Source organism: Bdellovibrio sp. HCB-162 (genome assembly GCF_047344985.1).
Taxonomy (GTDB): Bacteria; Bdellovibrionota; Bdellovibrionia; order Bdellovibrionales; family Bdellovibrionaceae; genus Bdellovibrio.
The window spans coordinates 2330201-2344557 of sequence record NZ_CP178861.1; the positions used below are offsets into that span (position 1 = coordinate 2330201).

General features: G+C 45.7%; 14 protein-coding genes. 3 read left to right on the forward strand and 11 right to left on the reverse strand.

What is annotated here, in order from left to right; translation table 11 throughout:
* Positions 1–107 precede the first annotated feature (107 nt).
* From ACLSSO_RS11370 to ACLSSO_RS11380, 3 genes are all read right to left on the reverse strand, one after another.
* A complete protein-coding gene (locus ACLSSO_RS11370) occupies positions 108–3026 on the reverse strand; it encodes a hypothetical protein (RefSeq protein WP_413942858.1) in 2919 nt (972 codons plus the stop codon).
* 78 nt (positions 3027–3104) lie between these two features.
* On the reverse strand, positions 3105–4628 hold the full coding sequence (locus ACLSSO_RS11375) for a hypothetical protein (protein ID WP_413942859.1): 1524 nt from the start codon (positions 4626–4628) through the stop codon (positions 3105–3107).
* A 115-nt stretch (positions 4629–4743) separates the two neighbouring features.
* Entirely contained in the window at positions 4744–5535 is a 792-nt protein-coding gene (locus ACLSSO_RS11380; RefSeq protein ID WP_295900621.1) for an MOSC domain-containing protein, read from the reverse strand.
* 301 nt (positions 5536–5836) lie between these two features.
* Here ACLSSO_RS11380 and ACLSSO_RS11385 point away from each other — a divergent pair, with 301 nt between their 5' ends.
* Together ACLSSO_RS11385 and ACLSSO_RS11390 are read left to right on the forward strand one after the other, a co-directional pair.
* On the forward strand, positions 5837–6142 hold the full coding sequence (locus ACLSSO_RS11385) for a helix-turn-helix domain-containing protein (protein WP_295900623.1): 306 nt from the start codon (positions 5837–5839) through the stop codon (positions 6140–6142).
* Positions 6142–6666, forward strand: a complete 525-nt coding sequence (locus ACLSSO_RS11390; protein WP_413942860.1) for a hypothetical protein — start codon at positions 6142–6144, stop codon at positions 6664–6666. Before ACLSSO_RS11385 ends, ACLSSO_RS11390 begins: the two co-directional genes overlap by 1 nt.
* Position 6667: 1 nt before the next feature.
* On the opposite strand, the gene ACLSSO_RS11395 is transcribed toward ACLSSO_RS11390, so the two are convergent.
* From ACLSSO_RS11395 to ACLSSO_RS11430, 8 genes are all read right to left on the reverse strand, one after another.
* Positions 6668–7051 (reverse strand): hypothetical protein, encoded by a 384-nt coding sequence (locus tag ACLSSO_RS11395; protein WP_295900628.1) that lies wholly within the window; start codon positions 7049–7051, stop codon positions 6668–6670.
* A 17-nt stretch (positions 7052–7068) separates the two neighbouring features.
* Positions 7069–7908, reverse strand: a complete 840-nt coding sequence (locus tag ACLSSO_RS11400; protein ID WP_413942861.1) for a hypothetical protein — start codon at positions 7906–7908, stop codon at positions 7069–7071.
* Between the two features lie 104 nt (positions 7909–8012).
* Positions 8013–8984 (reverse strand): deoxyhypusine synthase family protein, encoded by a 972-nt coding sequence (locus ACLSSO_RS11405; protein WP_413944823.1) that lies wholly within the window; start codon positions 8982–8984, stop codon positions 8013–8015.
* Positions 8985–9092: 108 nt separating this feature from the next.
* Positions 9093–10148, reverse strand: a complete 1056-nt coding sequence (locus ACLSSO_RS11410) for a methyltransferase domain-containing protein (RefSeq protein ID WP_413942862.1) — start codon at positions 10146–10148, stop codon at positions 9093–9095.
* Between the two features lie 69 nt (positions 10149–10217).
* Positions 10218–11024: a hypothetical protein gene (locus ACLSSO_RS11415; RefSeq protein WP_295905707.1), complete on the reverse strand. Its 807-nt coding sequence runs from the start codon at positions 11022–11024 to the stop codon at positions 10218–10220.
* Positions 11025–11161: 137 nt separating this feature from the next.
* The gene (locus ACLSSO_RS11420) at positions 11162–11290 is read right to left on the reverse strand and encodes a hypothetical protein (RefSeq protein WP_295905705.1); all 129 of its coding nucleotides are present in this window, start codon (positions 11288–11290) and stop codon (positions 11162–11164) included.
* Positions 11287–12162, reverse strand: a complete 876-nt coding sequence (locus tag ACLSSO_RS11425; protein ID WP_295905703.1) for a tRNA threonylcarbamoyladenosine dehydratase — start codon at positions 12160–12162, stop codon at positions 11287–11289. Before ACLSSO_RS11425 ends, ACLSSO_RS11420 begins: the two co-directional genes overlap by 4 nt.
* Before the next feature lie 54 nt (positions 12163–12216).
* Complete coding sequence (locus ACLSSO_RS11430; protein ID WP_413942863.1) at positions 12217–13011, reverse strand: TatD family hydrolase; 795 nt, start codon at positions 13009–13011, stop codon at positions 12217–12219.
* 79 nt (positions 13012–13090) lie between these two features.
* Here ACLSSO_RS11430 and ACLSSO_RS11435 point away from each other — a divergent pair, with 79 nt between their 5' ends.
* Positions 13091–14149: a hypothetical protein gene (locus tag ACLSSO_RS11435; RefSeq protein WP_413942864.1), complete on the forward strand. Its 1059-nt coding sequence runs from the start codon at positions 13091–13093 to the stop codon at positions 14147–14149.
* Positions 14150–14357: the final 208 nt, after the last annotated feature.

A 14357-nucleotide genomic window follows, 5' to 3' on the forward strand; every position in this document is an offset into this window, starting at 1 on the left:
AAGTAAACTTCATAAGGGACAACATGCATTCCTTGGGCCTGAGGGAAATAAACTTTACAAAGACGCGGGTGCTTAAGAACTAAACACCGCGCATAGAACGTCATTACCTACTTCATAGGATTCCGGGAAAGGATCACATCCTGCACCCAGTTAACATCATTTTCAACCTGACTGCTGTAATCTGAAACGAAAACCACATACCGTCCATCAGCACTGATTCTTCTGCTGTCAGAAGAGCCATACCCTTCGGAGCCACTCGAGTCACCCGCAGAAACTCTTGCGGTTGCACCTGTTTGGGTGTCGTGAACGAAAATATCAAGCGCCCCATTGCTATCACCACTCACCAGATTGGAAGCATCTGAATAGAAGACCACATATCGTCCGTCAGCGCTGAGGCTTGGACTCTGGGAGTTGGCATCTCCCTGCGTCCCATTGGAGTCAACGGAAACTCTCACCGTTGTGCCCGTTTGCGTGTCGTGAACAAAAGCGTCACGGGCCCCATTGCTATCTCCACTCACAAGATTGGAAGCATCTGAATGAAATGCCACAAATCGCCCGTCGGCACTCATACTTGGAGCGATCGCATTATTATTAGCTTGAGCACCACTGGAATCGACAGAGACTCGGGTCGTTGCACCGGTTTGAACATCATGGACAAAAATATCATTCAAACCATTCGTGTCACCGCTGACAAGATTGTTGGCGGCAGACTGAAAAGCCACATATCGACCGTCAGCGCTGATACTTGGATATAGGGCATCTAGGTTTCCTTGAACCCCCGTGGAGTCCACAGAAACCCTTGTCGTGATTCCGGTTTGAAGGTCATGGATAAATACATCCTGACTGCCATTGGTGTCTCCAACAACAAGATTCGTAGCACGAGACATAAACGCGACATAACGACCATCGGCACTGATGCTTGGCCAATAGCTTACATTATTTCCCTCGGCACCACCACTAACAACAGAGACTCTCTTGGTAACTCCGGTTTGGGTATCATGAACGAAGATATCAGGGACATCATTCGTATCTCCGACGACAAGATTATCTGACCAGGACTCGAAAGCAACGTACCTTCCATCGGCACTTATACTTGGTGAATAAGAATCGCCGTTTCCTTGAGCGCCCGCAGAATCAACAGAGACCCTGGTTATCTCTCCGGTTTGATTGTCCCGAACAAAAATATCTTCCGCATTGTTAGTATCACCACTGACGAGATTATTCGCGTAAGAAATGAAAGTCACATATCGCCCATCAGCGCTAAGACTTGGTGAATAAGAGTATTCATTCGTGGAGGTTCCGGAAGCTTCAAGAGGCAATTTAATCGTTACACTTTCCTGGACATCCCGAACAAAGATATCACTGCTATTATTATTATCACCGCTGACGAGATTTGCCGCCTCAGATGTGAATGCAATATAGCGCCCATCAGTACTGATTTTTGCATCATACGAATCCGCAGTCCCCTGAGTTCCAGTGGAGTCTAAGGAAGCCCTCGTGGTTGTACCGGTTTGAATGTCATGAACAAAAACATCCATAGCGTTATTGGTGTCCCCACTGACAAGATTGGCAGCGGTTGAATAAAACGTCACATGCCGACCGTTCGCGCTTATCCGAGGTCCATAATTCCAGCTATCTGCTTCAATGCCGCTTGAATCAACAGAAACCCTGGTCACAGCGCCAGTTTGAGTATCCTTCACAAAAATATCCACAACACCGTTGTTATCTCCACCAACCAAACCTGTCGCTCCGGACGAGAATGTGACGTATCGGCCATCAGCACTGATGCTTGGGTATTGAGAAGAGGCATTGCCTTGAGAACCGTCGAGAGCAACCGAAGCCCTTGTGGTTATTCCAGTTTGAGTGTCATGAATAAAAACGTCGCTCCAATTATTCGTATCACCACCCACAAGATTCGTGGCTTCAGACTCAAAGGTGACATATCGTCCATCAGCACTCATACTTGGCTGAACGGAAGAGTTATTGCCTTGAGTTCCATCGGATGCCACCGAAATTCTTTTCGTTGTGCCTGTTTGCACATCATGAACAAAAATATCTTCGCGACTGTTGGTGTCTCCACTGACCAGATTGGAGGAGGCCGTAACAAAGGCAACATATCTTCCATCTGCACTTATGTTTGAATTAAATGAATGGCCATTACCTTGAGTACCATTAGAGGCCACAGAGACCATTTTCGTAATTCCCGTTTGGGTGTCATGAACAAAGATATCACTAACGCCATTGGCATCGTTGTTAACAAGATTACTAGCCTCGGACGAGAATACTACATAGCGACCATCAGCGCTTATGTTTACGTCCGTGGAGGCTCCATTTCCCACAGTTCCATCAGAACTTTTGGAGACAAGGGTTATCTTTCCAAGTTCCCTGTCGTACAAATAGGCATCGTAAACATTGTTCACATCTTCTCTAACAACGCCCGCTTCTATCGTTTGAACAATATAGCGACCATCCGCAGAGATCGCAGATTTGGTAGAACCTCCGAATTTTTCTAACCCAGTGTATTGAGGAGCTGACACTAAACGGTGTGAGGCTTCCTTGAGACGTACTTTGAATTCAATCGTGTTAGATTTTTGTCCATTCACTTCGTAATAGCATGAAAAACTTTGGTGTTCTTGCGCCGTCCACTCTGCCTCTGTGGGAACCCAGAAGTTAGGCTGCAATTGAAATGACTTTTCTCCCAGCAAGTCTATTCTTTGCAAAGCCCGATTTCCCGCAGTGTTGTCACACGTGATCGCAGCACCGTCTGGAAGATTTTTAAAACGGACTTTGTTTTTCTGGATGCCCTCAAGCATTTCGAAATTTATTTGAACGTCGCCACCGGAAATATTTGCGGAACTCATCGTGATTTTTGAACTTAACAATGAGGTATCGATATAAGATGAATCAAAAACCAAAAGATTAGCTCTGGATGTTTCCTCAGAGACCAGGGAGAGATCGAGCGTGCAAGCCGTTAGACTTATCGTCATCGAGAAAAACGTCAAAATCAGCGATAATCGCCAGCTCATACCGAAAAACCTCTTCTAAACGTCCTGATTCAGAGACTTATCGGGTTAAATGAAAAAATCATTGAGTGTTTTAGCCACTTAGGGAACAAGAAGTGAAGGGCTGATCACGCGATATCTGTTTTGTATTTTCTGCCAGATATTTGAATGGGGGCCGGTGATACCATCGATACCATCAGCGCCGGCAATTCCACGCAGACGCGGATCTAATTTGCCTCCCGGAAGAAATTGACGAAGATCAGGACCCGTTGGATTTGCTGTCCCTTTTTTTCCTGCAACAGGCATCGCACCTGCGTATCCTCCTCCATCATCGCTTCCGTAAGAGCCGCCGTTACGAGCGGCACCACCGCCATAAAATCCTCCGCCACCGGCTGGGGCCGCTGGAGAATCCGTTGCAGCATCACCGCCAGCACCCGCACTCGAAGCAGACTTGAATCCACCTCCACCCGTGCTTCCGGCAGATTCGAAGTTCACACCATTGCCTTGTTTACCGTCGACGTCTTCACCCGAACCACCTGAAGGACGAGGTCCTTGTTGAATTCCGGGAAGACCAGGAAGATCGCCCCCGATGTCGGAACCTCCACCCGTATTTAATCTTGATGAAGAGTCAATCTGGCTTGCAACGGCAGTTTCTCCGCCCGCCTTTTGCTCTCCCCGACAACTTGGATCATTCGGATTTGAAATACAGACGCAAACTTTATTAGTCGCTGCAAACTGAGGGTTTGCGCAATCTTGTGCGAGAGCCGCAGCTCCAGGACAAATCGGATTTGTGGGATTTGTTTTACACACTTCCATAATCGAAGGGTCTGCCGCATTGGTATCCCCCTTCGTTTGGTTTTCACATTGAGCCGCATTGGCACCAGTTGCGCCATAGTTTTGAATTGCCTGGTTCGCTTCATTGACTTTAGCGACATAGTTATTGCAACTACGAACTTTATCTTCAGCAACAGTTTTAGGTGTTGACCCACCCAAGCATGATTCATTGTTTTTTGCGTAGTCGACCAACTCGTTGCAGGATTTGCGGCAATCACTCAAAGCATTGCTGCAGTTTAAACGATACGCCGCTAAAGCTGCGTTTGCCGCCTGAGAAACGTCACCCATACCCGAGCACGCAGACTGAACACTAGACGAAGTCTGTTGTCCCATTGCCAGAGCCAACTGCGACGCCGTTCCCGAGACACTGTTTAATCCTGAATCATTTTTTTCATCGCAAGTCGACGATGTATTTTCAATTTCTCGTTCACAACGAGCTTTCAAACTGTCGTATTGCGACTGACACTGCCCGCCTCCGCCGCCGGAACTATTATTACCACCACTGTTTCTATTGTTGGTTTGACCTAGATTTGATGGCCTTGGGGTTGGAATTGGAACATTCGAGGTAGGCAAGCCAAGATCTGCGGGACGTTCTGGAGGAAGCGGCACATAGCAGGATTCACTGCACTTCCAAAACATGGCTTCAGAATTTTGGTGTTTGCGGCTGCACTCGTCTACGCAGGCCTCACTAGTATTACTGCTGAAGGCCACTTGCGGGATAAGAAGAAATGATAACGAAAACATTAAACGACATACTATCGCCAAGCTAGTTCCGAAATTACCAGCAGCCATCGATTCTCCCCCCAGAACAATATTTTCATATCTTTCCGAGAAGACCTCAAAGTTTAATGTCGGCAAATCCCGATTTGAGACGAGTTCTTTATGAAATTTCCGTCACCAAGCGAACTCACTCAATAACTTCGATTTGATCGCCTTTTTTGATCATTCCGATATTCTCAGGAATCCATAGCGTTCCAAAAAAGATATCCTTACCTTCGCGACGATACGTCGCCAAAGTTTTTAAAGGCTCAGGCCCTGAAGGCACTCCTGTCGTTTGATCAATTGTCGTGATTGCACAACGAGAGCATTTTTTAGGTTGAGAAAAAATCACCTCACCCACTTTGATTCTTTTCCACTGCTCTTCTTCGTAAGGAACATTTCCAGCGTATACAATATTAGCGCGGAAACGATCCGCACCTACTGGAGAAGACAAACGAGAATTTAATTCTTCAAGACTTTTAAGATTCAGAATTTGCAAAGGACGTCCATCTGCAAATCGAACTTCCGGTTTCCATTCCATAGACAACGAACGGACTCGGCGCTGCGAGTAAGGAGCATAACGAACCAGACGGCAATTCACTCCTAGATATTGCGACAACGCCTGAGAGTAGAGATCCGCCTCAAGAGCCGCCTCAAAAGTGTCATTCCATACTTGAACTTTCACTTTTCTCTGAAAGGAGTTGTTTTTAGAAATCTTAAAGAACATTTTCTGAAAACCGATCGTCAAAGAGGTCTCATCATGAAAGACCTCCACTGTTGCAAGCTTTGGCAATGTTCTTTGTGAAATGAATTTTCCATTTTCATCAATGAGCATCCACTGACGATCTCCGTCAGGACCTTCAATAGTGATCTTCATTTCTTTAAGACTTTGCGAACGCGCGGACTTGATCGGATAAATATAAAGTTCTTCAATCTTCATATTCTAAATGCTTTCTTTTTGTCCGCATGAAGGCAAGACATAACTCATCTTGCTGAATAAATTCATGCTTGCTATTTTTCCTCTGCGAATTTTATACTCAATTTGCCAAACGGCTTTGAGGCTTAGTCTGTTGCCTAAATGGACATCGTGGAGCTGATTTTTTATTCGCACGCCATCAGCTTAATTCAAGACATATCGAAAATATTTCTTCTCGCGCACGAGAATTCGCTTCTCGTTTTCGAGAATTTTGTTCCTGAACCAGGAAAGTAAAACTAATCCTGGTTTGGTCGAAAGGTCTTTTATGAGCCTCACGAAGAGCTTACGCCGCATCTTGGATGACCGAAAAATCACCGTGGCACAAATTGCCCGACAATCTGGAGTACCAGCGAAAACGATCTATCATTGGCTGTCGGGACAACAACCACGCAAGATGGAACATCTTTTTCGTCTTTGCGATGCGCTCAATATTTCCGTTGAAGAGCTGTATGGAAGACAGCGTAAAAATCCCGCAAAAAATATTCTTCCCAAAGAGATTCTGCTTCAGGAACTTAACGCCGGCGTCTATGAAGTGATTTTGCGTCCGCTTAAAATGACTGAAGGTCCCTAATGACCCTCTTTAAACTTTCGCTGATGTCCTTCTTTTTAATCATTTTTCTACTAGCTCTTGCCGAACTTAATTCGGGCACTCGATTTTTAAGAACGGAATTTATTGATCGACTTAAATTTAAAAAAGAACTTCAGCAGTTTCTTGCGCAAACTCAAGAACAACTGGAAGCACCGCAATTTTGCAGACAGCTTATGCGGTCACAAACAGGTTCTGCGAATTTATATGATGGTCAAAGCCACAGGAACAACGAGGATCCCCGCTTTGAGCTTTCTCACCCGGAAATGCTGCCTACACCGGATCACTTACAGATTCAAAATTTGTGGTTGGATAAAGAAACGATACACAGCCAAGTGCGGAAAGCAAACGGCACTATTTACATACTTCACCGGACGCATCTTGTTTTAGAGGTCGCCACGACGCGGGAACCTCTTCTTATGGAAATCGTCACAATCCCCTTGACGGTCACGACCGGGCCCGGAGATTCGTTCGTCGTGCAGGACTGCTACTCGACGAACTCTTACTGAATTATTTTTTATTATGCTCGCGGCGCTTTTCAATCTGTTCGTCATCAAGGAGCGACAGATCGTCTTTCAATTGGAACTCTGCTCCCACATAATCCGCTTTTTTATTTTGAAAAGTCTCAAGATCCGCATTGATCCCGGCCGCCTTATGAAGAGCCTCTGGAGTTGCGACATTAGGTCCCACGCCAGGTTCTTTCACAATCACGACTTCAAACGTGTCAGAGTCCTTATCGTAATATGACACTTCAATTTGCGTATCTTTACGAATACTCAACGCCGCCAACTCTTCAGCTGTAGGCTCACGTTTAGGTTCCGGTTTTGCTGATTTCTTTTCGGCAGCAAAACTATTTAAGGACAACATCATTGTTAGAATAATTAGAAAACGCATTTTATCGCTCCTTAAAATTATTTTGCACTACCGCGTTTTTTCGCTTTAGGACTAGAGTATCCACCACCCGAAGGCGCTGAATAAGTGATTCTTTCCCCGCGTGCTTCCGAAGCTGCCGCCACCGCCGCCGCCTCTGGTTTACAAGTAGGACTTGTTCCTGAGCTGTCACTGCAATTGCGACTTTGAGTATCACCGAAATAATTGTAGACCAAAGATCCGACACCTAAAAGGCGTTTGATCTGCATCAAATCTTCAAACGGAACGCCAGTGCAACCCCAAGTATTGGCCGCACCCGCGGGTCTTTTTCCATGAATAACAACTCCGCGAGCACCGAGACTGTCCTGCCCAGAAAGCCCCGCCAATCCCAAAGAGTTCGAATCGTTATAACGGGCGCCATTGTGTCGAGCCGTGATATGAAATCCCGGAGGCGTTTTGTGAGAGTTATCAGTACTGCAAGCCTCAAGACGACGGCTTTTATCAGACCCCATCCCCCAACTGATTGGAACGGATTTTACGCAACCACCTGTTTGGTCAAAGATGTACATCGTCGGTTTTCCATCGCCTGAGTAGTCATTAACAGCGATGTATTTTCCCGTCGCCAGTTTCGCCACAGAACAGCTGTTGGTGAAACTTTTCGCCTCGGAAAATGCCGACTTCACGTGACCCGGAACACTTCCGCAGCTTCCTCCGCTTACGGAGTAAGAAGGTGCTGCCGAGTAAGCAGTCACACCCGAGCTTGTCGTGGTGTTGCCCCCCGAAGAGCTTCCATCAATCACTTTGTTAGGTCGCCCGAAAAGGGCTGCAGAATGCGCGTTACATACGGAAAGAACGATCAAGGTAAAGATGATTTTTCTCATAGTCTCACTATTGTATGAGACAGCTCATATTACCAAAAGCCAAAAATAAAAAAGGGTCTCAAAACGAGACCCTCTGTTCGTAATGTTCGCTAATGGAACTTAAATTACCAACCCAAAACGTAACCGAAGATCAATGGCGCACAGATAGTCGCGTCTGATTCAACGATGTAGCTTGGAGTTGTTGGAGCTAGTTTACCCCAAGTGATTTTCTCATTTGGAATAGCACCAGAGTATGAACCGTAAGAAGTTGTCGAGTCAGAGATTTGCGCGAAGTAGCTCCAAAGAGGAACATCTTCATGACCCAAGTCCTGCTCAAGCATTGGAACCACGCAAATTGGGAAGTCACCAGCGATACCACCACCGATTTGGAAGAAGCCCACTGGAGCTGCTTTAGAAGCGCCCATGTACCACTCAGCCCAAGACTTCATGTACTCGATACCACCTTTTACAGTCGTCGATTTCTTGATGTCGCCTTTAATGCAGTGACCAGCAAAGATGTTACCCAAAGTCGAGTCTTCCCAACCTGGAACAACCATTGGAAGGTTTTTCTCTGCCGCCGCCAGCAACCAAGAATTTTTTGGATCGATTTGGTAGTACTGGTTCAACTTGCCAGAAAGAAGGATTTTGTACATGAACTCGTGCGGGAAGTACGATTCGCCTTTTTTATCAGCGTCTTGCCAGTATTCCAAAACCACGTTTTCAATACGACGGATTGCTTCCTCTTCAGGGATGCAAGTGTCAGTCACGCGGTTCAAGTGTTTTTCCAAAAGCTTTTGTTCATCTTGTGGAGTCAAGTCACGGTAATTAGGAATGCGCACGTAGTGATCGTGAGCAACCAAGTTGAACACGTCTTCTTCAAGGTTCGCACCTGTGCAAGAGATCGCGTGAACTTTACCTTGACGGATCATCTCTGCCAAAGAAAGACCCAATTCTGCTGTAGACATTGCACCTGCAAGAGTCACAAGCATTTGGCCTTTGTTTTCAATGTGCTTTTTGTAGCCTTTAGCCGCGTCTTTCAATGCTGCCGCGTTGAAATGACGATAGTGATGATCGATAAACTGAGTAATTGGTCCCATCATTGCTCCTTGTAGTTTTAATAATAGCTGAAAATCTTCAAGCAAATGAGGATTGAAAATTTCTAGATATCATCAAAGGCCACGAAAGTAGCACTTTTATCCTAAAACTCAAGAAGAGAATGGCTTTTGCCCGACCACAGCCTTTGCAAAAAAACCGAGATCCTTCTTAATTTTGTCGAATCCCTTGTAGGTTAGAAGACCTTCCATCGGATTCATGGTGTAGTTCTTATAAAAAGGCTCGTGGAAATCCACCGGGAATTGCTCTAAAGCCCACTCAAACTCTTTCACATCTTCTTTTTGCACAGAGTCAACAAGCCCCGCAAGGCCGCCCTCTTTCAAAACGCGGAAAGATTCACTCACAACTTGGCGACGAATTTCCAAAGGAAGTTCATGAAAAAGAAAGCAAGAATAGACAAGGTCGAATTTGCTGTCTTGAAACGGCAGATCTTCCGCCGCCCCTTGCACAAAATCTAAGCGATCAAACTCATGTAAATTGTCTTGGGCCTTTTTGAGGTACGGATAACTCAGATCCAAAACGGTGATCTTAGCTTTCGGAAACGCCAGCTTCATAAAGCGCGTCAGTCTTCCGGTCCCTGCCGCCACTTCTAAAAAGTGCAAACCTTCTCCGTCGCCAGGATAAGTTTCTTTAATCAAAGGAATGATCAAACGTCTCATCGCGTCCGCTGCGCCCGAGAATAAAATTTCCACTTGATGCTCATAAAGATCCGCGGATTTTTTCGTGAGATAACCACCCGTTTGAAAGTGAAAATTGCGTTGATAGTATTCAGGAAGTTCTTTGAGAAACTCTTGTGCCTCCCCGTTAAAGTCTTGCTGATTTTTTTCTTCACGACGTTTAGAGATTTGATAGCCATCCATGATGATGCGCGGATAACGTCTTAAGTGCTCAGTGACTTTTTCGGGTTTTAAAACTTCAATGGGATAAAGACCTTTGGCAATATTCTCGCTGTCTTTTTTTAGAAGACGGAAAAGCTCCGTATAAGCGGCCTTGATTCTTTGCGGCTCTAAGGCCGAGAGTTTTTTATTTTTTCCTGTGCTTAAAAATTCAAAAATCGGCAAAGAAAACTGCTGGACTGCAAAGTGGGCGGAACGCGCCAACGAGTATCCAAGAGTGATCTTATCCTGATAGGGAATTTTCAGTTTCATAAAAACCTCTTTCCCTATCAGACTACTCTTTGGGGCTTTCTTACACAAGACTCCGCGTTACATGATCTTTTATTGTGCCTTGGCAAGAGGAAGCATGCAGCGTGCATACGCTAAAAGAGACTTCGGCATTTGATCTTGCGATAAAAGCGCTGAATCATTCATGCGTACTTGCGCCAACTGATGAGTTCTTTCCAAGCCCGATTCAAAATATTCGATACCGACAACTTTTGAAGTTTCGACGTCACGATAAATAACTGTGTGAGTGATAAATTCCGGGAAGCGCTTCGTCGCTTTATCCAAAGCATCAATGCCGTTCTTTCTGTAAGTATCGATTTGTTGATTGATGTATTTTTCCGGATAACGATCTACGGACTCAATCACCGCTTCAATAACTTCTGTCGCCATAGCTTGGCGGCCATCTGCCAACTGCACTGTTCGATATGCTCTTTCCAAGCGCGCTGAATTAAAGTAACCATTGATCATTTTAAATCCAGAATAAAAACGACGAGCGATTTCTGCTGCCGGGAAGACACCTGAACCATCCGGTGAATTAGAATCAAAACCCGTGCAGTGATCGAAATAGCGAGTATCCCCTTTCGTTTTCACTTCCTTCTCCCAAGACATCACCGGAGGAACCACGCGCACATAGTCCGTTCCGTAAATATTGTTCGTCGGCATTTTAAAAAGCTCAATACCGCGAGCAGGAGTAAAACGATTGTTCTTATCTACGGCATAGACGGTCTTTAAAAGATCGTAAGATTCATCAAAGAAAACTTTGTCTTCAGAGGTCAATGAGACTTGCGGAGCCGCCTGAGAGGAAAACGCAAAACCCATTGTAACGGCCAACAGGCCAAATAAAAATTTGCTCTTTTTCATAGAAACGCTCCTGATCAAAAATCTTAGGAGCCATAACTATGCCAAAGCCAAAAAGCGATAATATCGGTATGAGGAATTTTTTATGATCAAGATTTTAAGAAGAGCGCAAAAGTGGCAACTTATTGCGCTCTTAATAATTACTTAGAAGCGGGTTTTCCAGCCGCTTTTTTATTTTCACGATACCAGTGAACGAAAGTCGCTCCAAGCATCGTGAAGCCTGCAAGAATAATCAATCCCACAAGAGTGAACCAAGCTAAAACGATCATGCTTCACCCGATGTCTCTTTAGGAGCCATTGCCGATTTTACTTCAGCGTGGATTTGATTCACAACGTAAGAGGCCATCGCAAGACCAAACGCACCTGTCACGAAGCTCGCAGTTCCATGAATGACATTGCGATTGTCACAACCGTGAAGGCTGCTCTTCGTTGGGCACACGCATTTGAAACCTTGGCCGTTGTCGTACTTCAACTCTTCAGGAAGTTTTGGAATCTCGTCAGAGAAGACACAAGGAATTCCGAATTTTTTTGACTCAGGGAAGTTGTGCTTTTGGCGCAAAATCTTACGCACAGAAGCCGCCATCGGATCGCCGTAAGTTTCTCCAAGATCCGCCATCTTAATACGAAGTGGATCCATCTTCGCCGCCGAACCGCCAGTCGTGATCACTTTGATGCCTTTTTCACGGCATGTCGCCAACAAATGAGCTTTCGCGGTCAGGTTGTCGATCGCATCCACGATGTAATCAGGATTGTGAGACAACATCATCGCTGAATTTTCTTCGTTATAGAATTCAGGAATTACATTCACTGTCGATTGAGGATTGATCTTACGAAGGCGCTCGCCCATGATCTCGGCTTTTTTCTTACCGACAAGACCTTGCAACGCATGGATCTGACGATTGGCGTTTGTGATGCAGATTTCGTCAAAATCAATCACTGTGATTTTACCAACACCCGAGCGCGCCAAAGATTCCGCCGCCCATGAACCCACGCCACCAAGGCCGATCACCATCACGTGTGTGTTAAAAAGTTTTTTCATCGTTGGATCACCGACAAGGCGGCCCATACGATCAAAACGACGGTGCAAAACGTATTCAGTTTCAGGGGGTTGAGGTAAATTATTTTCTGGGTTCATTTCCATTCATTGCTCCAAAAGCTGCTTCAGTTCCGGGCCTCCGGCCCTCCACTCTGCGGGCTACCGCCCAAAAAGTCTCCGAAAGTTTTCCGTAGTGATATCTAATATTTCCAGAGGATCAAGTGATTTTAGCTCCCCTATAGTTCTTGCCACCTCCCAGATGCTTTCTGGGGGATTTAATTGGCCTTTAAACGCAGGAGGAGCCTGATCCGGGCTGTCACTTTCGATCAATAAAAACTCCAAAGGCATTTCTTTCACGGCCTGATGGAGTTTTTGGTTGTCAGGGCGACACACCGGGCCTCCGACGGAAAGGTAAAGACCCCTCTGGATAAAGTCTTTGGCCTTCGCCGAACTGCCATTGAAAGAATGCACCAGGCCTTTTTGTTTTGGAACGCCCCACAAGTCTAAAATTCGAATCGCTTCGTCATGCGCCTGCACTAAGTGAAGAACCATCGGTTTTTGCGAAATGTGAGCGAGCTCAATCTGTTGCTCAAACACGGTCATCTGACGCTCGCGGGAGTCTTTCATAATATGCGGGCGCAGATCCAACCCCATCTCACCAATGGCTTCGGCCTCTACAAGCTGAGTCGCTAAAAGATCCAACGCTTCTTCGCATTGATCTTCATCGTGATCAGCCACCCAATATGGATGAAGACCGAAACAAAGACCGATATGCTCAGGATGTTTGGCTTTTAGAGCGCGCTGTTTTTCCCAATCTTCCGGGCCCACTCCTCCTTGCATGAAAAAGTGAATCCCTTTCGCACGGGCTTCCAAAATAATACGGTCCTGCTGCCCCTCCCATCGAGGGTCGGCAAGGTGTCCATGAGCATCGATCCAAAAACCAAATCCAACCATAGGTCTAGGTTATATCCCGAATTCCCGGACTCGAACAAGGTGCAAGTTCCGCCGATATGTTTCAAGTGAAGGAGTATGTATGAAGCACAAGAGTTTGCGTTTAGGCTTTGATGTTAGCATGGAAAAGGGCTCAACTTGGAAGCCATTGAAGGTTCAGTTCTGGAATCAAGAAGACAGTTATTCAAAGTTTAAACCTTCTGCGCCGTTCAAATATATGGCTGACGCTTTGGTAGGTTTGTCTTTGGTCAAACTGAATCATTACATTAAGAGCCCTGTCGCAACTCCTCACCTAGATTACTCGTTCGCTTTTGACGCTTGGAAGGCTTTGGACCCTCACATCGAGCTTTATGAAAGATCACAACCTCGCGTGCGTGCATTGCAATCTCATTTGGCGGTTGTAAATCCTGAAACGTGCACAGAGTTTGAAAATCATTTTAACGAACATTTTGAAATGGCTTTGAAACCTTGGGGTGTAGACCTCACGGCTCTTTGGCCTTTGCTGGATTCTTTCCAATGGTTTGAAAACAAAACCGGATCTCCGCTTCTTTACAATTTCGGTTTGAATTTCTCGAAACCTTTCATGGAAAAGCTTCATTCCCTTTATTCTTTCCTTTATCACTTGCGCAGCCTTGTGGCTGTTGATCACAACGCTCACACGGAAGATCCTTCTCATGAGGGTGTGAAAGTGGATGCAATCACAGACTACTTGCCTCGTGCAGAGTATGTTGTGAACGATGCTCTTTTATATTGGAACTTTAAAAAGTTCTCTCAACCGTTTGCAGGACCAAAAACTCCGGACACTCGCGTTGAAAAACTTTTGGTGAATCCTATGGAAAAAGCTTTCCAAAAATATTCACACAATGCGTGCTGCCTTGTAGACAATCTTCCTAAGGATTTTATCAGTTCTATGAATCCGGTGGAGCTAGAAGAAGCTTTCTATTTGGTACAAATGGATTGGCTTTTGGGGTCACCTGCTGGTTTGCTTTTCAAAATCCGCGAAGAGATCTTTGCTTTGCAAAGTGGCTACGAAAAAATCTTTTGGAAAGATGTTGAGCCGCAATTCCACGCAAAACCCGTCAGCCTTCACCTTTGCTGTGAACTCACTGACGAAGCTGTGTTCGGTAAAAAATCGGCTTAACAAAGAAAGGAGTCAGCAATGACTCCTTTTTCCATTTCCCACCCCGCCGCCCTTTCGGCAGCCGCTAATTCCCCGGCAACTCACACTGCCGGAATCTCGGCAAGAGCTTCTTCAAAGCGCATATCTTCGTGTAGGACACGCACAACCGCTGGCACACCGGATGCAATTCTCCTTCAGCAAGAAACTTAAACAAACCCGCCAAACGCGG

Excerpts from the sequence above, each read along its gene's own strand:
- ACLSSO_RS11370 (WP_413942858.1), bottom strand. The coding sequence starts at position 3,026 with ATGAGCTGGCGATTATCGCTGATTTTGACGTTTTTCTCGATGACGATA.
- ACLSSO_RS11375 (WP_413942859.1), bottom strand. The coding sequence starts at position 4,628 with ATGGCTGCTGGTAATTTCGGAACTAGCTTGGCGATAGTATGTCGTTTA.
- ACLSSO_RS11380 (WP_295900621.1), bottom strand. The coding sequence starts at position 5,535 with ATGAAGATTGAAGAACTTTATATTTATCCGATCAAGTCCGCGCGTTCG.
- ACLSSO_RS11385 (WP_295900623.1), top strand. The coding sequence starts at position 5,837 with ATGAGCCTCACGAAGAGCTTACGCCGCATCTTGGATGACCGAAAAATC.
- ACLSSO_RS11390 (WP_413942860.1), top strand. The coding sequence starts at position 6,142 with ATGACCCTCTTTAAACTTTCGCTGATGTCCTTCTTTTTAATCATTTTT.
- ACLSSO_RS11395 (WP_295900628.1), bottom strand. The coding sequence starts at position 7,051 with ATGCGTTTTCTAATTATTCTAACAATGATGTTGTCCTTAAATAGTTTT.
- ACLSSO_RS11400 (WP_413942861.1), bottom strand. The coding sequence starts at position 7,908 with ATGAGAAAAATCATCTTTACCTTGATCGTTCTTTCCGTATGTAACGCG.
- ACLSSO_RS11405 (WP_413944823.1), bottom strand. The coding sequence starts at position 8,984 with ATGGGACCAATTACTCAGTTTATCGATCATCACTATCGTCATTTCAAC.
- ACLSSO_RS11410 (WP_413942862.1), bottom strand. The coding sequence starts at position 10,148 with ATGAAACTGAAAATTCCCTATCAGGATAAGATCACTCTTGGATACTCG.
- ACLSSO_RS11415 (WP_295905707.1), bottom strand. The coding sequence starts at position 11,024 with ATGAAAAAGAGCAAATTTTTATTTGGCCTGTTGGCCGTTACAATGGGT.
- ACLSSO_RS11420 (WP_295905705.1), bottom strand. The coding sequence starts at position 11,290 with ATGATCGTTTTAGCTTGGTTCACTCTTGTGGGATTGATTATTCTTGCA.
- ACLSSO_RS11425 (WP_295905703.1), bottom strand. The coding sequence starts at position 12,162 with ATGGAAATGAACCCAGAAAATAATTTACCTCAACCCCCTGAAACTGAA.
- ACLSSO_RS11430 (WP_413942863.1), bottom strand. The coding sequence starts at position 13,011 with ATGGTTGGATTTGGTTTTTGGATCGATGCTCATGGACACCTTGCCGAC.
- ACLSSO_RS11435 (WP_413942864.1), top strand. The coding sequence starts at position 13,091 with ATGAAGCACAAGAGTTTGCGTTTAGGCTTTGATGTTAGCATGGAAAAG.